This window comes from Thermocrispum agreste DSM 44070 (genome assembly GCF_000427905.1).
Classification (GTDB): domain Bacteria; phylum Actinomycetota; class Actinomycetes; order Mycobacteriales; family Pseudonocardiaceae; genus Thermocrispum; species Thermocrispum agreste.
Window position 1 is genome coordinate 20,510 of sequence record NZ_ATYX01000007.1, and the last position, 22,645, is coordinate 43,154.

Annotated in this window: 15 protein-coding genes; 8 read left to right on the forward strand and 7 right to left on the reverse strand. The window is 70.1% G+C overall.

Translation table 11 applies throughout. The features are described 5' to 3' along the window. Positions 1-7: 7 nt before the first annotated feature. Both YWY_RS0104425 and hrpA read right to left on the reverse strand, forming a co-directional pair. Positions 8-1,579 carry an acyl-CoA synthetase gene (locus YWY_RS0104425; protein ID WP_211227481.1) on the reverse strand — a complete coding sequence of 524 codons (1,572 nt, stop codon included), beginning with the start codon at positions 1,577-1,579 and terminating at the stop codon, positions 8-10. Between the two features lie 378 nt (positions 1,580-1,957). Further along, positions 1,958-5,872, reverse strand: coding sequence for an ATP-dependent RNA helicase HrpA (gene hrpA, locus YWY_RS0104430; RefSeq protein WP_028846624.1), 3,915 nt, complete (start codon positions 5,870-5,872; stop codon positions 1,958-1,960). 456 nt (positions 5,873-6,328) lie between these two features. Here hrpA and YWY_RS0104435 point away from each other — a divergent pair, with 456 nt between their 5' ends. From YWY_RS0104435 to YWY_RS0104455, 5 genes are read left to right on the forward strand one after another with little or no spacing between them, the layout of a single operon-like run. After that, complete coding sequence (locus tag YWY_RS0104435) at positions 6,329-6,976, forward strand: ABC transporter permease (protein WP_028846625.1); 648 nt, start codon at positions 6,329-6,331, stop codon at positions 6,974-6,976. Between the two features lie 31 nt (positions 6,977-7,007). Beyond that, positions 7,008-8,222, forward strand: a complete 1,215-nt coding sequence (locus YWY_RS20250; protein ID WP_051309860.1) for an ABC transporter ATP-binding protein — start codon at positions 7,008-7,010, stop codon at positions 8,220-8,222. Next, on the forward strand, positions 8,219-8,992 hold the full coding sequence (locus tag YWY_RS0104445) for an ABC transporter permease (RefSeq protein ID WP_028846626.1): 774 nt from the start codon (positions 8,219-8,221) through the stop codon (positions 8,990-8,992). The genes YWY_RS20250 and YWY_RS0104445 overlap by 4 nt, the downstream gene beginning before the upstream one ends. Then, complete coding sequence (locus YWY_RS0104450) at positions 8,989-9,975, forward strand: glycine betaine ABC transporter substrate-binding protein (protein WP_051309728.1); 987 nt, start codon at positions 8,989-8,991, stop codon at positions 9,973-9,975. The genes YWY_RS0104445 and YWY_RS0104450 overlap by 4 nt, the downstream gene beginning before the upstream one ends. Positions 9,976-10,003: 28 nt before the next feature. Next, a complete protein-coding gene (locus YWY_RS0104455) occupies positions 10,004-11,170 on the forward strand; it encodes an aldose epimerase family protein (RefSeq protein WP_028846628.1) in 1,167 nt (388 codons plus the stop codon). Positions 11,171-11,357: 187 nt separating this feature from the next. Here the strand turns inward: YWY_RS0104455 and YWY_RS20255 are convergent, their stop codons facing one another. Continuing rightward, entirely contained in the window at positions 11,358-13,346 is a 1,989-nt protein-coding gene (locus YWY_RS20255; RefSeq protein WP_245566551.1) for an Hsp70 family protein, read from the reverse strand. A 344-nt stretch (positions 13,347-13,690) separates the two neighbouring features. Between YWY_RS20255 and YWY_RS0104465 the strand changes: the two genes are divergently transcribed. Genes YWY_RS0104465 through YWY_RS0104475 form a run of 3 tightly spaced genes read left to right on the forward strand, consistent with a single transcriptional unit; the run spans position 13,691 to position 16,510 of the window. After that, a complete protein-coding gene (locus YWY_RS0104465) occupies positions 13,691-14,236 on the forward strand; it encodes a histidine kinase (RefSeq protein WP_028846629.1) in 546 nt (181 codons plus the stop codon). Next, on the forward strand, positions 14,191-14,901 hold the full coding sequence (locus YWY_RS0104470; protein WP_245566552.1) for a response regulator transcription factor: 711 nt from the start codon (positions 14,191-14,193) through the stop codon (positions 14,899-14,901). The genes YWY_RS0104465 and YWY_RS0104470 overlap by 46 nt, the downstream gene beginning before the upstream one ends. A gap of 7 nt (positions 14,902-14,908) precedes the next feature. Further along, positions 14,909-16,510 carry a hypothetical protein gene (locus tag YWY_RS0104475; RefSeq protein ID WP_028846631.1) on the forward strand — a complete coding sequence of 534 codons (1,602 nt, stop codon included), beginning with the start codon at positions 14,909-14,911 and terminating at the stop codon, positions 16,508-16,510. A gap of 20 nt (positions 16,511-16,530) precedes the next feature. On the opposite strand, the gene YWY_RS20260 is transcribed toward YWY_RS0104475, so the two are convergent. From YWY_RS20260 to YWY_RS20270, 4 genes are all read right to left on the reverse strand, one after another. Beyond that, entirely contained in the window at positions 16,531-17,172 is a 642-nt protein-coding gene (locus YWY_RS20260) for a VanZ family protein (RefSeq protein ID WP_051309732.1), read from the reverse strand. Between the two features lie 304 nt (positions 17,173-17,476). Beyond that, complete coding sequence (locus YWY_RS23060; RefSeq protein WP_051309734.1) at positions 17,477-18,409, reverse strand: hypothetical protein; 933 nt, start codon at positions 18,407-18,409, stop codon at positions 17,477-17,479. Between the two features lie 82 nt (positions 18,410-18,491). After that, positions 18,492-21,335, reverse strand: a complete 2,844-nt coding sequence (locus YWY_RS0104490; RefSeq protein ID WP_156899104.1) for a hypothetical protein — start codon at positions 21,333-21,335, stop codon at positions 18,492-18,494. 283 nt (positions 21,336-21,618) lie between these two features. Further along, a complete protein-coding gene (locus YWY_RS20270; protein ID WP_051309736.1) occupies positions 21,619-22,596 on the reverse strand; it encodes a sensor histidine kinase in 978 nt (325 codons plus the stop codon). Positions 22,597-22,645: the final 49 nt, after the last annotated feature.

Genomic DNA, 22,645 nt, shown 5'->3' on the forward strand with positions numbered 1-22,645 from the left:
GTCCCGCTCACCGGGCGGCCAGCTGCTTACGCAGCAGTTTTCCGGTCGCGTTTCTGGGCAGCTCGTCCAGGAATATCACGTCACGCGGGACTTTGTACCTGGCCAGATTGTCCTTGACGTACCGGCGCAGCTCGTCCGCCTTGGCCTCGTCCCCGGGGTGCCCGTCGGCCAGCACGACGTAGACGCGAAGCCGCTGACCGAACTCCTCGTCGTCCACGCCGACCACCGCGGCCTCCAGCACGTCCGGGCGGCTGGAGAGCAGGTTCTCCACCTCGAGCGGATACACGTTCTCCCCGCCGGAGACGATCATGTCGTCGTCTCGCCCCACCACGAACAGCTGTCCGGACTCGTCGAAGTAGCCCATGTCCCCCGTGGCCAGCAACCCGTCGACGACCTCTTTGTTCGCTCCCCCGGTGTAGCCCTTGAACGACAGGATGCTGCCCACGAAGATGCGGCCGACCTTGCCCGGCTCGGTGATCGGCTTGCCGTGGTGATCGTAGATGCGCACCGAGCAGCCGACCGGCGGCCGTCCCGCGGTACGCGGATCCCGCCTGAGCTCGTCCGGCGTGGCGACGGTGGCGACTGCGACTTCGGTGGAGCCGTACAGGTTGTAGAGGACGTCACCGAAGGTGTCGAACGTGCGCTCGACGACGTCGACCGGGATCGCCGACCCGGCGGAAAAGATGATCTCCAACGACGAGGTGTCGTACCGCCGGCGCACGTCGGCCGGCAGGTCCAGGATGCGCTGCAACATCGTGGGCACCACCACGAGCACGTGGCACCGGTGCTCGGCGACCGCACGCAATGTGGCTTCCGCGTCGAACCGTCGCCGCATCACGACCTTGTTGCCCAAGGCCAGGGCGAGCAACAGCTGCGCCAGCCCGGTGCCGTGGAACGCGGGCGCGGCCATGAACATCGACTGCTGCGGCCGGAGCGGGATACGGTCCAAGAACTGCGCGCTGGCTATCGGCGACGTCTTCTCCCGCGGAGCCCCCTTGGGCGTCCCGGTCGTACCGCTGGTGAGCAGGATGAAGCTCCCCGGACGCGGTGGGGTCGGCATCGGATCGGCGGACGTCTCGGCGATCAGCTGCTCCATGTCGAGCACACCGTCGGGGACCGCCGCCGGGTCGTCGGCCCACGCCAGGTAGCGCTCGACGTCTCCGTCGACAGCTTCCAGCAGCCGCGTGAACTCCTGGTCGTAGACCAGCTTGACGGCGCCTTCCCGCCGCATCACGTCGGCCAGTTGCTGCTTGCCGAAGCCGGTGTTGAGCAGCAGCAGCTTCGCCCCCGCCTTGCCGGAGGCGGCCATGACCGTCACCAACCCGCGATGATCACGGCACAAGGCGCCGATCACCGTGCCCGGGCCGACGCCACGCTCGGCCCAGGCCCGCGCCAGCGCGTTCGAGCGGCGGTCCAACTCGGTGTAGGTGAGCGGTCCCGCCTCGTCGACCAGCGCCACCGCGTGCGGGTTCTTCCGTGCGCCGACCGCGAGCACACCGGCGAACGGCCCGTACTTGTGCATGGTCAGCAGCGAGCGGATGCCCTCGTCCGGCCGCCCCACCAAGCCGGCCCGCTTCATCACCCACAGGCTGCGCACCGTGGTGGCCGCCTTGCTCGTCACCGACTTCGCCACGTCCAGCAGCACCGTCGCCACCTCCACTCCCTCGCCGCGGAGCGTAACGAGCGTTGTGCGGAGCGAATAGAGATCAGCGGCCAATCCATCCGGTCGGCGTTCTCGCCCGCTGAGCAGTCGACACCGCCGCTGATACTCCATCCGGGCCGCGAACGTGGTGCCCGCGCCACTCGGAAGCCCGATCCACGCTGTTGGACGTCGCCAGCTCAGCCCCGGGACCGCGCGCGAAGAACGCCGCGGTGGCACCGTCGCCGACCACAGCGTCCACGTCGGCAACCGGCGAAGCAGCACCGCGCGACGCCGTCTCGCACGGCAGACCGTGCGCTATCCCGCGATCGCGTCGAGGGCGCGGAGGATCCGCTTCTCCGAGACCGGATACGCGGTGCCCAGCGTCTGGGCGAAGAAGCTGACCCGCAGTTCCTCCAGCATCCACCGCACCTTGGCCAGCTCGGCGGGCACGTCGTGCCCTGGTGGCACCTCGGCAAGCAGGGCACGGTATTCGTCGGTCAGCTCGCGCACCACGCGCATCCGCTCCGCATCCCGCAGGCCGTCCCTGGGCAGCTTCTCCAGCCTGCGCTGCACCGCCCGCAGGTACCGTTCGACGTCGGGCAGCCGCTCGAACCCGGTGTCGGCGACGAACCCGTCGTAGACCAGCCCTGCCACCTGCTCGTCGATGTCGGCCATGGCTTCGTCGAAGCCCCGCATGGCTTCGCGCGCCGACCGGACGTCGTGCCAGGCGACGAGCACACGCCGTACCCGTTCGACGGTTTCGACAAGCGTCGGCCCCAGCCCGGCGCGGACCGCCTGGACGAGCGCGGCGAAACCGTCCGCGTCCCACGCCGGCCCGCCCGCGCCGGCGATCAGGTGGTCGGCGGCACACGCGATGCAGTCGTCGAGCAGCCCGGCCACGCTGCCGTGCGGATTCTGCGCCAGCTGCAGCTTCTCCCGGGTGGTCAGCGCGTGGCGGAGCATCTTCTTCGGCGACGGCACCGACAGCAACACCAGCTTCCGAGTGCCCCGCCGCATGGCCGCGCGCTGCTCGCCGACCGTCGGGTAGACCCGCACGTCGACGGCATCCCCGGCGTCGGTCAGCGCCGGGTACCCCTGCACGGTCGAGCCGCCGGCGTTGGCGGTGAACTCCTGCGGCAGATCGCCGAAATCCCACGACGTCACGCCGCGCCGTTCGATCTTCTCGGCCGCCCGCGCAATGGCCGACTTCACCTTGGGGGCCAGGCGCTGCCGCAGCTGGCCGAGGTCCTTGCTTTCGCCGAGGGTGCGCCCCTTGCCGTCCACCACGCGGAAGGTCATCCGCAGGTGGTCGGGCAACGCGGTGAGATCCCACGCATCGACCGGGACGTCGACGCCCCTGAGCTTCCACAACGCGTCGCTGAGCGCCTTCAGCAGCGGTTGGTCCTGTCGCTCCTGCAACAGCTCCTGCACGGCCATGGCGGTGTCCGGGGCGGGTACCAGCTGCCGCCGCAGCTGCTTGGGCAACGTCTTGATCAATGCGGTGATCAACTCGTGCCGCATTCCGGGCACCAGCCACTCGAAGCCGCGCTCGTCGACCTGGTTGAGCGCCTCGAGCGGCAGATGCACGGTCACCCCGTCGGCGTCGGAGCCCGGCTCGAACTGGTACGTCAGCGGCAGCTCCAGCTCGCCCTGCCGCCACTGCTCGGGATAGTCGTCGTCACTGATGTCGGCTGCGGCGTCGGTGACCAGCATCTCCGGGTCGAAGTCCAGCAGCCGCGGCCGCCGCTTGCGCTCCTTCTTCCACCACGAGTCGAAGTGCTGAGCCGAGACCACGTGGTCCGGGATGCGCGCGTCGTAGAACTCGAACAGCGCCTGGTCGTCGACCAGGATGTCGCGCCGCCGCGCCCGGTGCTCGAGCTCCTCGGCTTCCTCCAGCCGCTTGCGGTTGGCGTGGAAGAACTCGTGGTGGGTGTCCCAGTCGCCCTCCACCAGGGCGTGCCGGATGAACAGCTCGCGGCACAGCCCGGGATCGATCCTGGCGTAGTTGACCTTGCGGCCGGACACCAGCGGGACGCCGTACAGCGTCACCGTCTCCAGCGCCATCACCGCGCCGCGTTTGCGCTCCCAGTGCGGCTCCGCGTAGCGGCGTTTGACCAGGTGACCGGCCAACGACTCGACCCATTCCGGCTCGATCCTGGCGCAGATCCGGCCCCACAGCCGGGAGGTCTCCACCAGCTCGGCGGCCACCACCCAGCGCGGCGTCTTGCGGAACAGCGCCGATCCGGGGAACACCGCGAACCGGGCGTTGCGGGCGCCCAGGAAGTCGCGCGTCTCCGGGTCCTTCAGCCCGATGTGCGACAGCAGCCCGGCCAGCAGGCTGGTGTGGATGCTCTGATAGTCCGCCCGGCCGGTCCGCTTGCCCGCGGTGATGCCGACCTGCTTGGCGGTCTCCTTCAGCTGCGCGTACAGGTCCTGCCACTCGCGCACCCGCACGTAGTTGAGGTACTCCTGCTTGCACAGCTTGCGGAACTTGCTCGACGACAGCTCACGCTGCTTCTGGCGCAGGTAGTCCCACAGATTGAGGTAGCTGAGGAAGTCCGAGGTCTCGTCGGCGAACCGGGCGTGCAGCGCGTCCGCCGCCTGCTGGTGCTCGGCCGGCCGCTCCCGCGGGTCCTGGATGGACAGCGCCGAGGCGATCACCAGCACCTCGTGCAGGCAGCCGTTGCGGTGCGCCTCCACCACCATCCTGGCCATCCGCGGGTCCACCGGCAGCCGGGCCAGCTTCCGGCCGATCGGGGTGAGCCGGTTGCCGTCCAGCGCGCCCAGTTCCCGCAGCAGGGTCAGGCCGTCGGCCACCTGGCGCCGGTCCGGCGGGTCGATGAACGGGAAGTCGGCGATGTCGCCCAGCTCGGCGGCGGCCATCTGGAGCAGCACCGACGCCAGGTTGGTGCGCAGGATCTCCGGGTCGGTGAACTCCGGCCGGGACGCGAAGTCCTCCTCCGAGTACAGCCGGATGCAGATGCCGTCCGACGTCCGGCCGCACCGGCCCTTGCGCTGGTTGGCCGATGCCTGCGAGATCGGCTCGATGGGCAGCCGCTGGACCTTGAGCCGGTGGCTGTACCGGGAGATGCGCGCCGTACCCGGGTCGATCACGTACTTGATGCCGGGCACGGTCAGCGACGTCTCGGCGACGTTGGTGGCCAGCACGATGCGCCTGCCACGGTGCGGCTGGAACACGCGGTGCTGCTCGGCTGCGGCCAGCCGGGAGTACAGCGGCAGGATCTCGGTGCCGGGCAAGTCCATCGCCTGCAGCGCGTCCGCGGTGTCCCGGATCTCCCGCTCACCGGACAGGAAGACCAGGATGTCGCCCGGCCCTTCGGCCTGCAGCTCCTGGACCGCGTCGCAGATGGCCTGGATCTGGTCGCGGTCCTTGGTGGCCGGGTCCTCGGGGTCCACCACTGGGCGGTAGCGCACCTCGACCGGGTACGTGCGCCCGGACACCTCCACGATCGGCGCGGGCTTGCCGTCACTGGCGAAGTGCTGCGCGAACCGCTCCGGGTCGATGGTGGCGGAGGTGATGATCAGCTTCAGGTCCGGCCGCTTGGGCAGCAGCCGCTTGAGGTAGCCGAGCAGGAAGTCGATGTTGAGGCTGCGCTCGTGCGCCTCGTCGATGATGATCGTGTCGTAGGCGCGCAGCATCCGGTCCCGCTGGATCTCGGCCAGCAGGATGCCGTCGGTCATCACCTTGACCAGCGTCTGGTCGCTGACCTGGTCGGTGAACCTGACCTGCCAGCCGACCGTGGTGCCCAGCTCGGTGTCCAGCTCGTCGGCGATCCGCTCGGCGACCGTGCGCGCGGCGATCCGCCGCGGCTGGGTGTGGCCGATCATGCCGTGCACCCCGCGGCCGATGTCCAGGCAGATCTTGGGCAGCTGGGTGGTCTTGCCCGAACCGGTTTCGCCGGCGACCACCACGACCTGGTGCTCCGCGATGGCCTTGGCCAGGTCGTCCACCCGCTTGCTGACCGGCAGCTGCGGCGGATACGTCACCTTCGGCACGGCCGCCCGCCGGGCTTCCAGGCGCCGTTCCGCCTCTTCGACGTCGGCGGCGAGCTCCAGCAGCACGTCCTCGGGTATCCGCTTGCCCGCTGCCTTGTCCCTGGCCTTGGTCAGGCGCCTGCGCAGCCGGTACCGGTCGCGCAGCACGAGCTGGTCGATCCTGCGACGCAGAGACGAAGGGGTGACGGCACTGCCGGCGGAGGTGGTGGACATCGGCCACCCAGCCTATCCGGCCGCCGTCCCGGCATGCAGGCGAATATCCCCTCCGCGGCCGCCGCGGCGGGCCTGGCGCCCCCGCATTCCCGGCGCCGACCACCAAGGCACGCCGCGCACGGTCCGCCAGGCGGCCAAACAAAACAGCCTCTCATATCCCGGTGCCCTCCGCCAGCAATCAGCGACAGTTTGATCACATTCAGGGGGCAGAAATGATCAAATCGATCGCTCGATCACCGTCATTTCATCCGACGGAGTGACCCCCGAGTACGGGCATCAACGACGACATTTGCCCTGGTCAGAGCCCGTCCGAAGATCACATCTGCGGTTCGCTCATTTCGTACAGAAGCGGACAATCCACACTACCTCGCCCATGCAGTGCAAATACCCGGAATCCATTGACCGGATGGCTAGACTTGTCGACCACCCAACGGCAGGAGAAAGGTGGCGCCGTTTGTGAACCTGTGGGAATACGTCGTCGATCGCTGGGACAAACTGTCGTTGCAGGTTTGGCTGCACACCAGCGAGGTCGTCCAGGCGACGCTGCTGGCGACCGTGATCGGGGTCGGCATCGGCATCGCGGTGTACCGCTCCCCCGCCGGGTCCGCCGTCGCCACCGCGCTGGCCAGCGCGGTGCTGACGATCCCGTCGTTCGCGCTGCTCGGCCTGCTGATCCCGGTGCTCGGGCTCGGCGTGGCGCCGTCGATGACCGTCCTGGTGCTGTACGGCCTGCTGCCCATCGTGCGCAACACCATCGTCGGGCTGTCCGGCGTCAACCCGGCCGTCGTCGACGCCGCGCGCGGGATCGGCATGAGCCGGTTCAGCGTGCTCACCAAGATCGAACTCGCGCTGGCCTGGCCGGCCATCCTGGCCGGCATGCGGGTGGCCACGCAGATGCTGATGGGCATCGCCGTCGTGGTCGCCTACGCCAAGGGTCCGGGCCTCGGCTCCGAGGTGTTCTCCGGGCTGACCCGCGCCGGCAGCGCCAACGCCACCAACCAGGCGCTGGCGGGCACGCTCGGCGTGGTCGTCCTCGCGCTCGTCCTGGACGGGATCTACCTGCTCATCAACCGCTACACCACACCGAGGGGCATCCGTGACTGACGTGACCGCATCCGCTTCCACCGGGGAGGAGCTGCCGCGCGACGCCGCCGGCACGGCAAGCGACGGCACCACGACCGGCGCGGAGATCACCTTGACCAACGTCACCAAGCGCTACCCGGGCAGCAAGACACCCGCGGTGGACGACGTGACCATGACCATCCCGGCGGGCAAGATCGTCATCCTGGTCGGCCCGTCCGGCTGCGGCAAGACCACCACCATGCGGATGATCAACCGGCTGATCGAGCCCACGTCGGGCACCATCCGCATCGGTGGCGAGGACACCCAGTCGCTCAACCCGGACCGGCTGCGCCGCAAGATCGGCTACGCCATCCAGCAAGCCGGCCTGTTCCCGCACTTCACCGTGGCGCAGAACATCGCCGTGGTACCGAAGCTGCTCGGCTGGGACAAGAAGAGGATCGACGACCGGGTGGACGAGCTGCTCGACATGGTCGGGCTGGACGTCGGCACGTTCCGCGACCGCTACCCACGGCAGCTCTCCGGCGGCCAGCAGCAGCGAGTCGGGGTGGCGCGCGCGTTGGCGGCCGACCCGCCGGTGCTGCTGATGGACGAGCCGTTCGGCGCGGTCGACCCGATCACCAGGGGCAACCTGCAGGACGAGCTGCTCCGCCTGCAGTCCGAGCTGCACAAGACGATCGTGTTCGTCACGCACGACTTCGACGAGGCGGTCAAGCTCGGCGACAAGATCGCGGTGCTGGGCGAGGCGTCGAAGATCCTGCAGTACGACACTCCGGAGGCCATTTTGGCCACCCCGGCCGACGACACCGTCGCCGGTTTCGTCGGTGCGGGCGCCTCGCTCAAGCAGCTCACGCTGCTGCGCGTCCGGGACGTCGAACTGCGCCAGGAAGCGGTGACCGTGGACATCGACGAGTCCCCGGCAGCGGTGCGCGAGAAGCTGTCCAGGTCGCACAACCCGTATGCGCTGGTGCTGGACCGGCGAAGGCGGCCGTGCCGGTGGGTGCACGCCCGTGATCTCCCCCGGGCGACCTCGCTGGCGACCGCGGGCAAGCCGCTGCGCGACGTGGTCAGCACGCAGTCGACGCTGCAGGACGCGCTGGAGGCGATGCTCGCCGAGGGCGGAGCGGTCCCGGTGACCGGCCCGCAAGGCCAGTACGCGGGCACGATCCACCTGGAGACCGTCATCGAGACCATCCAGACGTTGCGCGAAGAACACAACGGCGGCGACAGCACCGGTGCGGACGGCGGGACGCAGCAGGAGGCGCGATGACCACCACGCTCGAGCTGTCCACCGAGTCCAGCTCGCGGCGCGCCGAACGGATCCGGCTGCTGGCCCAGCCTGCGGTGGTGCTGATCCTGGTCGCCGGTGTGCTGGTGTGGGCGTTCAGCCAGGACTTGGACGCCACCGACCGGGAAACGCTCAACGGCCCGTCGCTGCTGCAGATGCTCTACGAGCACATGCTCATCACGGTGCTGGTGTCCGCGCTGGTGGTGGTGATCGCCGTGCCGCTGGGCGTCCTGCTCACCCGGCCGGGATGGCGGCGGCTGGCGCCGCTCTTCATCGGCATCGCCAACATCGGCCAGGCGGCGCCCGCGCTCGGCGTGCTGGTGCTGTTCTTCTTGGCCACCGGCGCCGAGGGCGGACTGTGGGTGGTCGTGCTGCCGCTGGCGTTCTACTCGTTGCTGCCCGTGCTGCGCAACACCATGGTCGGCCTGCAGGAGGTCGACCCGGCGCTGATCGACGCCGGGCGCGGCATCGGCATGTCGGCGGGCGCGGTGCTGGCGCGCATCGAGCTGCCGCTGGCGGTGCCGATGATCCTGGCGGGCCTGCGCACGTCGCTGGTGCTGGCGGTGGGCACCGCGACGTTCGCTGCGTTCGTCGACGCGGGCGGATTCGGCGTGCTGATCGACACCGGCTACAAGCTCAACCGGCTGCCGGTGCTGCTCACCGGCGCGGTGCTGGCGGTGGCGCTGGCGCTGATGGTGGACTGGCTCGGCGCGGTGGCCGAGCGGTATCTCGGACCGAAGGGGCTGCGATGAGGCGCGTGCGCAGGGCACTGACCGCACTGCTGGCTGCCGTGTCGGCGGCGCTGACGCTGGCCGGCTGCGGCCTGACCACCAACGCCGCACTGCCGTTCGAGGTCGCCCCCGGCAAGATCCCGCACATCCCCGAGCTGGAAGGCGTCACCATCACCGTCGGCTCGAAGGACTTCACCGAGCAGATCCTGCTCGCCTACCTGGCCGAACTGGCACTGTCGGCCGCGGGGGCAGACGTGCGCGACCTTTCGGACATCAAGGGGTCCAACACCTCCCGGCAGGCGTTGCTGTCTGGGCAGATTGACATCTCGTGGGAGTACACCGGCACGCTCTGGATCAACTACGAGGGCCACGAGCTTCCGGTGCCCGGCGGCGAGGAAGCCCAGTACAAGGCCAGCGCCGAGCTGGACGCCAGGAAGAACGGCATCACGTGGTTGCGGTACTCCCCGCTGAACGACCAGTACGGATTCGCCGTCACCGAGGAATACGGACGCAAGCACAACCTGCGCACCATCTCCGACCTGGCCGCGTTTCTGAAGAAGAACCCGGACGAAGCCGTCTTCTGCCTGGAGACGGAGTTCATCAGCCGGCGGGACGGATTCCCGGCGGCGGTGAAGAAGTACGGGTTCAGCGACCCGGTGATCAAGCAGTTCGGCACGGGGGCGATCTACGCCGCGGTGGCCGGCGGAACGTGCACCATCGGCGAGATCTTCACCACCGACGGCCGGATCGCCGGGCTGGGGCTGCGCGTGCTGGAGGACGACAAGAACGCCTTCCCGCAGTACAACGCCGCGGTCACGGTGCGCACCTCGTTCCTGCGGGCGCACCCGCAGATCCGCGACGTGCTCGAGCCGATCGCGCTCGCCATGACCAACGATCAGATGATCGAGCTGTGCAAGCGCGTGGACATCGACGGTGAGGACCCCGGGAAGGTGGCGTTGGACTGGTTGGTCAGCAAGGGCTTCGTGACCGTGCCGGAAACCTGATCCCCCGACACAAGGAAGTGAGGCGACGATGTCAGGTGTCGACCGGAGGAACGTGCTGCGCGCGGCGGGCGCGCTCGGCGTCACGGTCCCGGTGGCGTCCGCGATGAGCGGCAGCGCCAGCGCCAAGCCCAGCCACGGCAAGCTCACCATCCGCAAGGAGAAGTTCGGCAGGACGCCGGACGGCGAGCAGGTCGACGTCTACATCTTCGGCAACGGCCGGATGACCGTGTCGATGCTGAACTGGGGCGCCACCGTGCAGCGCATCGAGGTGCCCGACCGCCGCGGCCGGCTCGCCAACGTCAGCCTCGGCTTCGACAACATCGACGACTACCTCGAGCTGAGCCCGAGCTTCGGGTCGACCATCGGCCGATACGCCAACCGGATCGCGGGCGGCAGGTTCACCCTCGACGGCGAGACCTACCAGATCCCCACCAACGACGGCGACAACGCGCTGCACGGCGGGCCGGAAGGGTTCGAGAAGCGGATCTGGTCGGCGAAGGTGATCAAGCGGCCGGACGCGGTCGGGGTCGAGTTCACCTACGTCAGCCCGGACGGCGAGATGGGCTTCCCGGGTGAGCTGACCACGACGGCCACCTACCTGCTCGACCGGCGGGACCGGTTGCGCGTCGACTACCACGCCACGGTGTCCGGCAAGGCGACGGTGCTGAACCTGACCAACCACACCTACTTCAACCTGGCGGGCGAAGGCAGCGGCACGGTCGACGACCAGTACCTGTACCTGAACGCCGATCGGTTCACCCCGGTCGACGAGACGCTGATCCCCACCGGGGAGATCGTGCCGGTCGCGGGGACGCCGTTCGACTTCACCAAGCCGCATCGGTTCGGGGAACGCAACCGGGACGACCACCAGCAGCTGCTCTTCGGACGGGGCTACGACCACAACTTCGTGCTGCGCGGCTCGGGCATGCGCGTGGCGGCCAAGGCGTGGGACCCGCGCAGCGGGCGCAAGCTGACGGTCACCACCGACCAGCCGGGCATCCAGCTCTATCAGGGCAACTTCCTGGACGGCACGTTCACCGGGATCGGCAACCGTTCCTACCGGCAGGGCGACGCGTTCTGCCTGGAGACCCAGCACTTCCCGGACTCGCCGAACCAGCCGAACTTCCCGTCCACGGTGTTGCGGCCGGGCGAGGAGTTCCGCTCGACCACGGTGTTCGGCTTCTCGGCCTTCTGACCCACCCGCCCGAACCAGCCACCGGAAAGGGGGCCCGGCATCCGCCGGGCCCCCTTTCCTCATGATCGGTCACAGAACCGCCGAACCGTCACCGTGCTCACCGGAACGCACGGCACGCACGGCACGCCGGCCGCCCGGTCGCAGGACCCACCCCGGCGACCGGTGCCGCTTGCCCGAGCCCGGCCGATCAGCCGAGCTCGTCGCAGGAAATCGCGTCCTTGCCCGCGCCTGCCTTGGCCACCCAGCGGATGTTGGAGAACGTGGCCGACAACTCCCCTTCGGTGTAGACCAGCCACGCGGTGTTCACCCGCTCCTGGTTCAGCTGGTACGCCTTGTTGCGGTTGAAGCACGCCAACGGGACGGTCAACCTGGTCTGCCTGCCCTGCTCGAGCCGCTTGAGCACGCCGTCGATGGACACCATGGTCCGGCAGGGGTAGCCGCAGTGCACCTCCAGCGTGGTCTCCCGGGTCGGCGGCCGGTGCACCACCACGTCGAACACGATCGCCCCGTCGGAGTCGAAGAACCGGGTCAGATCCCGCGCCTTGCTCAGGTCCGGCGAGCTCTGGAAATACACCTGCGCCGCGCCGCGGCCGTTCCAGGTGGCCCGCACGCCGTGCTGGTCGATGCGCGCGGTGATCGTGCCGTCCCGGACCGTCCCGGACACCAGGTCGGTGCCGCTCCAGCTCGAGTCGGCCGAACCGATGTAGCCCTCCCACGGCGCCACCGCGGTGCCGTCGAACACCGCCATGGGCCGCGGTGCGCTGCCGTTGGTCGCGGGCGGCTTGGCCTTCGACGTCGCCTTGGCCTGCGGGACCTGCGCCTCGGCGGTGCCCGGAGCCTCCGAGGCCTTCGAAGGACCGCTCGACGGTGCCTGGGACGCGCCGCTCATCGGCGTTTCCGTGCTGGGAGTGACGCTGGACGCGCCAACCGACAGTGCCGTGCCGTAGGCACCTGCCGCGGCGTAGCCCGGCTCCTGCGAGCGCGTCACCGCCACCAGCACGGCGGAGCCGACGCCGACGACCGCGGCGACGGCTGCCGCGGCCAACGCCATCCGTGTCTTCCTGTTGCGGGCGAACCTCGCCTTCGGGGACTTGCCTGCCTGGTGAAGCGCGGCAACGCCGAGCGCCGGATACGTGCCGGTGGCCAGCGGTTGCGCCGGTGCCTGCGGGGCCGGAGCCGGCGAAGGAAGCACCGGTATCGGTCCGGAGCTCACCGGCGGCTGCGGCTCCACCTGCTGCTGGGCCGCGATCGCCGCGGCGCCGAGCGCCACGGTGAACTTCGGGTGCAGGCTCAGCCGCACCGGCCTGCCGAACTCCTTCGAGATCAGCTGGGACACCAGCGGGATCCGGGACGAGCCGCCGGCGAGCAGGATCGCGGCCAGGTCGTTCGGTTGCAGGCCGGCACCTGCCACCGTGCGGCGCAGGGTGTCCGCGGTCATCTGCACCGACGGCCGGATCATCTCGTTGAACTCCAGCCGGGAGATCGTCACCTCTCGCGGCCCGGACGGCAGCGGCACCGACAGCGTCACGTCCGGCTCGATGGACAGGTCCTCCTTGGCCTTGATGCACATCGCACGGATCCTGGCCAGCGCGGACGCCTGCTCCGGGTCCTCCAGGTCCAGCGCGCTGATCGCACCGTCCAGCCGCTCGTCGACGTTGGCCAGCAGCGTCTCGTCGAAGTCGACGCCGCCCATGTGCTCGATGCCCTCGGGCGTGCCGAGGATCTCCATCCGTCCGCCCCTGACCCGCAGCACCGTGGTGTCGAACGTGCCACCGCCCAGGTCGTAGACCGCGACCACGGCGCCTTCGCCGAGCCGCCGTCCGTTGGAGTAGTGGGTCGCGGCCGCTTCCGGCTCGGTGACCAGCCGGTAGTTGGTCACCCCCGCCATCCTGGGCACTTCGGCGAACTGCTCGCGCCGGTACGGGCCCCAGATCGCCGGGTAGGTCAGCACCACCGACGACGGCAGGCCGCCCTGCACCCTGTGCACGGTGCGCAGCGCGTCGCGCAGCTGCGCGGCCATCAATGCGGTCGGGGTGTAGGAGGAACCGCCGAGCACCAGCCGGGACGGGTCACCGAGGCGCCGCTTGAACCCGCGGGCCAGCATGCTCGGGTCGCGCGCCGCGGTGAGCGCTTCCAGCCCGGTCAGCAGGGCGCCGTCCGGCCCAGGGCACGCCACGGAGGGAACCACCACGTTCGGCGACAAAGGGATCATCCGGGTGCCGCCAGGACCCCCCACGGCTGCACAGGCAAACGAGGTCCCGAGATCGATTCCCACGCTGAACCACATGGCGCACCCTTTCGAAGCGCACGAAAGTGCAGGCAATCGCAAGCAAACAACAATGTAGCCTTCGCACCGGGCCGAATCCACCACACCGGCGAGAGGTAGTCCGGTCGGGCACAGACCTGGCCCACCAGCGCAACACACCCGGATCGCGGGATTGCACAAAGCGTCGGGTTATCCCCCAGGAAAGCAGGGATGACCCCCTTGAGCCCGCTTGCCGTTCTCGCCACGCTTGACCGGTGACGGGTTACGCACTGGTGTTCTCCGCGAAGGCCGGGCGTCTGCCACGGCTGCTGCGCATGCCGACCCTCGCCAGCGCAGCCTTCCGGTACGACCTCGAGCGCCAGCTGCACGACGAGGTCGCGATCGGCATGTCCGCGATGGCCGCGCAGCTCGACCTGGTCGCGGTCACCGCGAGCGATCCGGATCTGCACGCCAGGATCGGCACCCTGCGTGCCACCTTGTGCCGCGTCGTGGACTTCGTCCGCGACGTCGGCAAGAGCATCTATCCACCCGTCCTCGGCGGCGCCGACTTCGGCGCGGCACTGCGCGCCGTCGCCGACCATCGCGATCTGAAACTGCAGCTCGATCTGCCGCCGTACGAGTTGGCCGCGCAGACACGCGCCCGGGTGGGTCTTTTGGTCAGTGATCATCTGAATACGCTCAGTCCGGGCACCGTGGTCAGGGTGCGAGTCCGGGGCAGGAGGTTGGTACGGGTGAGCATCACCGAGAACCCGCAATGTCGCCGTTCGCGCAAGCGCTGGTGGGGGGCGGCTCGGCCATGAAGGTCGCCATCGCCGAGGACGGCGCCCTGTTCCGCGAGGGCCTGGTGCTGCTGCTGGAAGCCGCCGGGCACGAGGTCGTCGGCTGCGTCGGGGACGGCGACGCACTGTACGGGATCGTGTCGACCACCGACGTCGACGTGGCCATCCTGGACATCCGCATGCCGCCGGAGCCGGACGGCGGGCTGACCACCGCGGCACGGATCCGCGCCGCGAAGCCGGACGTCGGGCTGCTGCTGTTGTCCCACTACGCCGAGACGCACTATCTGATGAAGGCGCTGGAGATCGGCGCGGAGCGGATCGGCTACCGGCTCAAGGAACGCGTCGCTGGCGTTCAGGTGCTGGCCGACACCCTGGACCGGATCGCCGCAGGCGAGATCGTCATCGAACCGGTGCTCGCCAAGCGCCTGGTGCAGAACCCGTCCGAACGCACCGACAGCCCGCTGGCCAAGCTGACCGACCGGGAGCTGGACGTGCTGCGGCTGATGGCCGAGGGCCGGTCCAACACCGCCATCGCCAAGGAGCTGTACGTGTCGGTCAAGGTGGTGGAGAAGCACATCGCGTCGGTGTTCACCAAGCTCGGCTTGCCCAACGACCAGACGATGCACCACCGGCGGGTGCTGGCGGTGTTGACCTACCTGCGCGCATCCAAGATCGACGGCAGCTGACCACGCCATGCGGAAGTCCAGGCGGCTGCCGGAGTCGTGGCCGGGAGCGGCACGCATCCTGCATCAACTGCAGGAGCAGCATCAGCGCGCCGCGGCCAGGGCCAAATCGCTGCAGGCCGAGCTGGCCGCCGCGCACGCCAACCACGCGGAGGTCCGGGCGCTGGAACGCCGGCGGCTGGTGCAGGCCGTCACCGCGACCACGTTGCGCGATCTCGACCAGGTCCGCTCGCGCTTGTGGCGCTTGCGCGACTTGCTGGCCGAAGGCCTGCCGCCGGAGCCTGCCATGCAGGAGCTGGCGAAGATCCGCACCGCGCTGGACGAGATGATCGACAGCTTCCGCACCACGGTGCGCGGCGTGTACCCGGCCATGCTGCCGGACCGCGGGCCGCGTGCGGCGCTGGAGGAGCTGGCCGCCACGCTGCCCCGGCCGGTGCGGTTCGACGGCGACCTCGGCAGGCGCGTCGAGTGGCAGATCGAGTCGGGGCTGTATCACGCCGTCGCGGCGGTGTTGAACCTCTACGCGGGGACCCACGACGGCGCGGGTGAGCGGTCGGCCGCGCGCTCCTCGCCGATCACCGTGGTCTTCGGCCGCGACGAGGCGCTGCAGGTGCGCATCACCGCAGAGATGGACGACATGTCACTGGCGGACCTGCGCTCCGCACTGGCTCACGACGCAGCGCGCCTGGCGGTGCTCGGCGGCGCGATGCGGTTCGCCATGACCGGTAACCGCGCCACCGTGGACATCACGCTGGCGAAGCAGGTCCTGCCCCCCGACCTGGACACCGTGCCGTCGCAGTACGCGACTAGCGCGGTGTTCCGGCAGGTGTGGGAGCTTGCCAGGCAAGGACGCCGTTACGTCGGTTACGGCCCGGAACGGGCCGCGTGGCTCGCGGTGGCCGAACGCATGTCGAAGCTGCCGCGCATCGCGGTGGTGCTCGGCACCGCCCGCGAGGACCCGACCCTGCCGTCGGTGCCGTACGTCAACGTCATTCAGGTCCACCAGGCGCCGAACGCCTCCCTGGCCGAGGAGTTCCTGGCCGACGACGGCCCGCGCGGGCGCGTCGACGCCGTCGTCTGTCTCGTGCCGCCGGACACGGACTTCCGGACGGCGCTTCGGTACGGACGGCATCGCGTGATGCTGATCGAAGCCGACGACGTGGCCGTCGTCGCCGACGTAGCCAAGCAGCTGCAAGCCCAAGCGCCGACCATCGCGGCCCGGCGCGCTTTGGTGTCGATACGGGAACTGGTGCAGGGCCTGCCCGCGGACCACGAGCTGCGCCGGGCGTTGGATCAGGTCAGTGCCGAGCGGCACGAGTTCGCCGAGCTCGACTTGCTCGTCGAACTCACCGCCCAGGACACCCCGCTGCTGCGGACCGCAGGCGAAAAGGTGCGGGCCGCGGCGGCGCGGCTGCTCGGTGCGGAAGGGCCCGAGCCGTGGATGCGGCTGGGCTTGAGCCCGAACGCGGACAAGGCAGTGGTCCGTGCGACGGCGCAGCATTCTGCGCGCTATTGGCGTTCCCGTGCGCAGTTGCCGACCACGGGCGGCAAGGATCGGGAGGTGTACGAGACGCTCGCCGCCACCGCCGAGCGCCTGGTCGACCTCGCCTGACACGGCGGTTCCCGCAGGTGTCAACGCGCAGCGGTGGCCGCCGGGACCAGCATCCGGCGCGTGTCGGCCAAGGCGTCCTTGCGGTTCCGGCGAAGCACCGCCGCGGCCAGGAGCCACCCGAGGAACGCTCCAGCCGTGTTGGTCAGCAGGTCGTCCACGTCGAAGACGCGGTACACCATCGGCGCGGTACCGAAGTTCGCCGTCAGCTGGGTGATCTCGACGGTGAACGACACCAGGGCACCCGTCTTCACGGTGCTGCGCAGACCCTTGCGCCACACGAGGCGCAGGAACATGCCGAGCGGGACGAACAGCGCCACGTTCAGCATCGCCTGCTGGAACGTCTGCGTGCTCACCGCATTGAGCAGGGTCGGCGCCAAGCCGTACTTGCGCATCTCCGTGCCCACGTCCTCGATCCACTGCAGCGGAACGAGCTGAACGGTCTGTTCCAGCGGCGGCGTCGTCGGGCCCGGCAGCGGGAACACGACGACCGCGACCGCGAGACAGCAATACAGGAGGAAGGCACCGACCGCAATCATCCGGCGAAGGTCGACTGCGCCGCGCCGGACGTAATCGACCAGCGCATACGAGGGCAACATCACCGCCGCCACGACGACAAATCCGATACATCCGTAAACGAGTGCGATCAGCTGCGCTTCCGTCATGCCGATGACGGTATGGAAATCGCGTCGCCGGCACTTCGGTCGAACAGCTCGAGCGCGCCAGGAACCCCTCGGCCGATCGGCCGAGGGGTCGGCGGCCACGCCTCGGCCGATTGCCCGAGCGATGACATCACAGCAGGTCAGAGGGCATCGCCTGGACGCAGGCTTTCCGGTGCGACGAAGGGCACAGGCTTGTCGTGGCCGCCCTGACCCTTCATTCCACCACACCTTTTCGACAAACAGATCCAATGTCCGGAAAATGGATCGTTCTGTCGAATTCTGCTGATCTCAGCGCGATGCGCCGTGGTCACCACCGAGATGACTTGCCTTTCGCAGGCGGCGAAGCCGCGCGCGCCGAGTTGCCGCTGGGGCTTTCGCCGTTCCGCCCAGGATCGGGCGGGCGATGGTCGTGCCGGGACAGCGCGGAGTAGACGTGGAAACGATCGAGCGGTGACAGCGGCCCGCGCGGCGGGTTCGCCAAGGCATGCGCGGCCAGGTCGGGTTCCGGAGCCAGCTGGTAGCGCTTCAAGTAGTAGGTGGTCGCGGCCGACCACACCCACCGGCCGTCGCTGTACAGGTCGGCCGGGACGGCGTCACGGTGCCCGGCGATCACGTCCGGCAACCGGTTCTCCGCCAGCAGCACGACGTCGCCGGACTCCAGGAACTGCACCATCGCGGCATGCTGGGCGGGGTCGACGACCAGCTCGCGGTGCGGGTTGAACCACGGGCCGGACGGCTGCGAGCCGTCGAACGTCCGCGCCACCCGAATCGGGGGTGGCGGCTCGCGCGACCACAGCAGGTCCGAGGCGCGCAGGGCGGACTCGTGATACGGCGGCAGCGCACTGTCCGGGGCGAACACCTCCACTCGCGGCGAGTCCATCGGGCTGACCAGCACCTGCTGCGCCGCCTGGGCGATGGCCGGGAGATCGGCTTGTCCGTCGGCTTGCACCAGGTACAGCCGTTGCCTGCCGTTGCGCATCGTCGCCCAGCAGGCCTGGGTGCCCGGGATGCCGCTGACCACGCCGACGACGGCGCGGTCGGCTTGCTCGTGGCCGCGCAGCTGCGGAATGAAGTGGTGGGCGGAAGACTGCTGTGGCTGTCCGTCGAGCGCCTGACGCAGTTCGTCGAGCCGTGCCATGTCCCCCGCCGCCAGCGCGTCGCGCGCCACCGCGAGCCAGCCGTCCGGCGCCCGCCCGGCCAGCCCGAGCAATTCGTGGTGGGCATCCATCGCCATCGTCATCGTGCCGGTGTGTCTCGCTCGGTTCGATCTCAATGCCTGCTTTTCGTGTCGTCGTCTGTTCGTTCCGGTGTCGCCGGCGCCGTCACGGTCGAACGGGCTGGCCCGGCGCCTTCGTCGTGCGCTGCACCGACCGGAGCGACGAAGGCGCGTGCGGGTGCAGCTGGCCGGGGAGCCGGGGCTGCGGCCCTGGCATGCGGGCCCGCGCGGATCCGGGCGTGTCCGTGGTCGTCGCCCCATGCGGGCCGGTGGCCGCGGGGCCACGGCCGAGCCGCTTCGGCGGCACCACCAGGCTGGCCGGCGGAGTGCCCGGCTCAGGCGCACCGGACGTTTCCGGGTGTGCCGGCACCTGAGGGAATGCTTGCGACGCCGCCGAAGGCGAAGGTGGTTTCGTGGGTGGTTGATTCGTCGTGGCCGTTCCGTGCCCGTTCGGCGTGCCGTCTATCGATCCTGATTTCAGGTCCGCTGCCCCCTGCGGTACCTGCCCCGAAGGACACGGAGCTTGCGCTGCCAGGCCCGGACCGAGCTGCCCGGCGTACGGACCGGGTACTTGCGGAGTCGCCCCTGACGCAGCCAGGGGTGCATCGGTTGCAGGCATCGGAGACGCATCGGGTGGCGGCCCGGGCGGACCGGCCGGCACGGGGAAGGAACCGGTGACCGGCCCGGATGGCTGGTGGAGGCCGGCTGCCACGGCGACCGGCGACGCCTTGCCGGTGGCCCTCCCCGGACGTGACCCCTTCTCGTCACCACGACGCTTGGCGAACAGCCGTTTCCGCCACCACGATTCCGCCTTGGCTTTGGTCCCATCCGTGGATCGCGACTTCGGCGGCGGCGGCAACGGGGCAGGCGCCGGCCGGAAGGACACCCGGACCAGGATCGGCCGTGCCGGTATCACCCGGCCGTCCTGGGTCACGGCGACCCGGCCCGAGGGCAGGTGGTCCGCTGCGGCCGGGGAGCGTTCTTTCGCCTGCTCCTGCGCTTCGTCCCGCCTGTCCTGCTCTCCGCCGTCCGGATCCCGAGCAGCCCAGCTCCCGCCCGGCGTCGGGCCGGTGGTCGCGAGTGATTCGGCCGGGCCGTCACCTGACCCAGGCGGCCGGGCGGGTGACCCCGCCGGGCTACCACCTGACCGAGGCGACTGCGACTGAGCCGGCCGTGACGGGAGGATGACGCCGGGGTGCTTGGCGTCCCACTTCGGCAGCGGTCGCGGTGGTTGCGCTCCGCCGACCGGCTGCTGCGGCTGCTTCGGTGTGCTTGTGGCGGCCGCGCTCGAAGACCGGCCCGCCGGTGTCGTTCCGGCCGTGGCCGCCTCGGCGGCTTTCGCCTGCTGTCCGGGTTCGGCCACGATCGCCACCTCCGGGGCACTCGCCGCCTCGGCGGCTTTCACCTGCTGTCCCGGTTCGGCCACGATCGCTGCCCTCGGGGTCTTCGCCGCCTCGGCGGTCTTCGCCATCGCTCCGTACGTGGTTGCCGACGGGGGCTTCCACGCCGTCGGCACGGAACCCACGAAGACCGGGGCCGGTGGCCGAGCCTGGCCTTTCGCATCGTCCGCCTGCTCCGGCTCGTCCTTCGGGTGGTGGTTCGCCGAGTCGTCCACGACGTCCGCAGCTTCCGCCTCCTCGTCGTCGGGGACGTCGCCCTCGCCGGAATCGTGGCTGTCGTCCTGGCCGAGGACGTCGCGGTCGTACTCGTCGCGGTCGTCCGTGTCGGCGTTCTCGAGTTCGCCGGGCTGGCTGGCCCCTGGTTCGTCGGCGAGGGCTTCTCCGGTGGCATGCTCGTCCGCCGGGTCGACCACGACGTCCTGCTCGTCGAACTCCTCGACGTCCTCGACCACCACCGGGTCGTCGGCGGCCGCCAGGTCCGTCGGCTGGCCGGCCTCGTCCTCCTGCAACCCCGGCATGTCCGGCGCGGGCTCGTGCTCCTGCCCGGCGGACGCCTGGCCGCCGGGCTCATCGGCTTGGGCAGCGGTTGCCGAATCGTCGGCATCGGCAGAGCTTTCGCCTTCCGACGATGCGGAGACGATCGGCAGGCCCGGCTTCGGCGCGGACGCGGTGAGCCCTTCCGGCCACGGCAACGGCTCACCGACGACTACGGCGTGCCTGCTCAAGGCAAGCGCTCGCCCCGCGGTGGGACCGACCGGCAGGATGCGCAGGCAGGGCACGTCCTCAGGCGGAACGATGTCCAGGACGTCGTCCAGAGATTTCACGACATCCGTAGGCAGGTCCGTACCAGGCGCGGACACCACCAGGACGTCGAAGAACGATCCCGTCTCGCCCTGCCACTCCGCGCGCGCGGGCACGGAGTCCGGCCGCACCAGCAGCCCGCGTGGCACGACATCCAGCCGCCAGCCGTCGGCCAGCCGGTACGCCGCCATCTCGATCTTCGTCAGCCCCGGCGGGGCGACCCAGCGTTGCGCCTTCGGCGACTTGCCGGGCTCGAAAAGGCTCTCCTCCACCCACGGCTGCCAACGCTCGGCACCGCGCTCGTCGACGAAGATCATCGATCCGCCGGACGGCACACCGTGCACCGCCCGCACCGGGGAGTTCAGCTCCTGAGCCACCTCGGCCGCCTGGACGGGACCGCCGTACCACGACAGCACGGTCACTTCGCGGACCTGCTTCGGCAGGGCCCGGACGACGTTCGCCACCACCCGAGGCGACGGGTGCTGTTCGGCGGGAGCCCCGACGACGACGAACACCCTGTCGTCCTGCGGTGGCTCGCTGTGCAGCTCGTCGGCGGACAGGTCACGGCCGCCCGGGCGGCGCACCCACACACCACACGGGATGCGCTGGATGTGCGCCCCGGGGACGGCCAGGTTCTCCGGGATCACCGGCCGCACCCCTGGTGCCTCGGCCGGGTGCTGCGCATCGGGCTCGACAGGACCAGCAGCGGCTTGCGCAGCACTCCCCGTGGAGCCGTTCGTCTCGTCCACCCGCCGCCTCCTTTCACCTGGCCACACGGGGCACGACACGCACACGGTTCACAAACCGTCCGGGTGACCGTGGTCGCTGTGGAGCACGCCACGCGGAAGGCGACAGTGATCGAAACCCGGACGACGCGCCGCGGGCGGGCGGCGTCCGCTAGGACAGCGTCACCCCGACCCGGGTCGCCCTGCGACGCGCCGCAGACGGGCGGCGTCCGCGCTCGCCCGATCGAACGACCACGAACCGGGTCACCCGGACCGCACGTCCAGGCACCGGACGGACCGGTCCCGGTCAGGCCGATCCGGACTGCGCCGCGCCCTGTCCGTACGGGACGATGCCGGAGATGGTGGTCCCGTTCGACGACGAATCGATGCGCACCTGCCCACCGACCGCGGCGATCCGCGAGCGCAGATTGAGCAGGCCGGACTTCAGTGCCGCGTCGGTGAACCCGGGGCCGTTGTCGGCGACGGCGAATTCCAGCCCGTGTGCGCCGTCGCGCACGGTGACCCGGATGGTGGCCCCCGGCGCGTGCTTGTGTGCGTTGTTCACCGCCTCCAAGCAGGCGAAGTACACCGCGGCCTCGACCGCGGACGAGTACGTGCGGCGCAACTGGCTGATGTCCAGCGACACGTCCGAGTGCTCGGCCAGCTCCGCCTCCAGGCCCGCGGCCAGGCCGCCGGAGGCCAGCGCCAGCGGCAGCACCCCTGCCGCGGTGTCGATCAGCACCCGCTCCGCGGTGTCCAGCCGGGTCAGCAGGTTGGGCAACCGCTCATGGATGGCGTCGGCGGAATGCTCGGCCAGCGCCATCATCATGCGCAGCGACACCAGATGGTGCTGGGCGCCGTCGTGCAGGTCGCGCTCCAGCGCGCGGCGTTCCTGCTCCATCTCCACCGTGACTCGCCAGCGGTGGTCGAGCAGTTCGCGGGCCGCGAGGTCACCGGCCCGGCGATAGTGTTCGGTCTCCACCGCGAGCCGGACTGCCAGCATGGGCGCGCCGAGCGCTTCGATCAGCGTCGACAGCGGACCGATGTCGTCCGGCGACAGGGAGATCGCCCCCTGCGGCACTCCCCCGAACTCCACGTCGTAACGCGCCCACTGCCCGGCACCGAGGCCCCACCGGAAGTGCTGGCCGGCGACGCTGACCACGCACCCGGTCGCCTCGACCGCCGTGCCGACGACGGCTGCCAGCTCCTCCGGGTTCGGCGCCCCCGACAGGCGCGACAAGTAGGCGGCCAGCGCCTCGGTCGCGTACCTGTCCCTGCATCGCACCGACCGATCGTAACCAGGCCGGCCGTCACCGGTCGGTGCCCAAGGGGCC

Excerpts from the sequence above, each read along its gene's own strand:
- YWY_RS0104425 (WP_211227481.1), bottom strand. The coding sequence starts at position 1,579 with ATGAAGCGGGCCGGCTTGGTGGGGCGGCCGGACGAGGGCATCCGCTCG.
- hrpA (WP_028846624.1), bottom strand. The coding sequence starts at position 5,872 with ATGTCCACCACCTCCGCCGGCAGTGCCGTCACCCCTTCGTCTCTGCGT.
- YWY_RS0104445 (WP_028846626.1), top strand. The coding sequence starts at position 8,219 with ATGACCACCACGCTCGAGCTGTCCACCGAGTCCAGCTCGCGGCGCGCC.
- YWY_RS0104450 (WP_051309728.1), top strand. The coding sequence starts at position 8,989 with ATGAGGCGCGTGCGCAGGGCACTGACCGCACTGCTGGCTGCCGTGTCG.
- YWY_RS0104455 (WP_028846628.1), top strand. The coding sequence starts at position 10,004 with ATGTCAGGTGTCGACCGGAGGAACGTGCTGCGCGCGGCGGGCGCGCTC.
- YWY_RS0104470 (WP_245566552.1), top strand. The coding sequence starts at position 14,191 with ATGTCGCCGTTCGCGCAAGCGCTGGTGGGGGGCGGCTCGGCCATGAAG.
- YWY_RS0104475 (WP_028846631.1), top strand. The coding sequence starts at position 14,909 with ATGCGGAAGTCCAGGCGGCTGCCGGAGTCGTGGCCGGGAGCGGCACGC.
- YWY_RS20260 (WP_051309732.1), bottom strand. The coding sequence starts at position 17,172 with ATGACGGAAGCGCAGCTGATCGCACTCGTTTACGGATGTATCGGATTT.
- YWY_RS23060 (WP_051309734.1), bottom strand. The coding sequence starts at position 18,409 with ATGACGATGGCGATGGATGCCCACCACGAATTGCTCGGGCTGGCCGGG.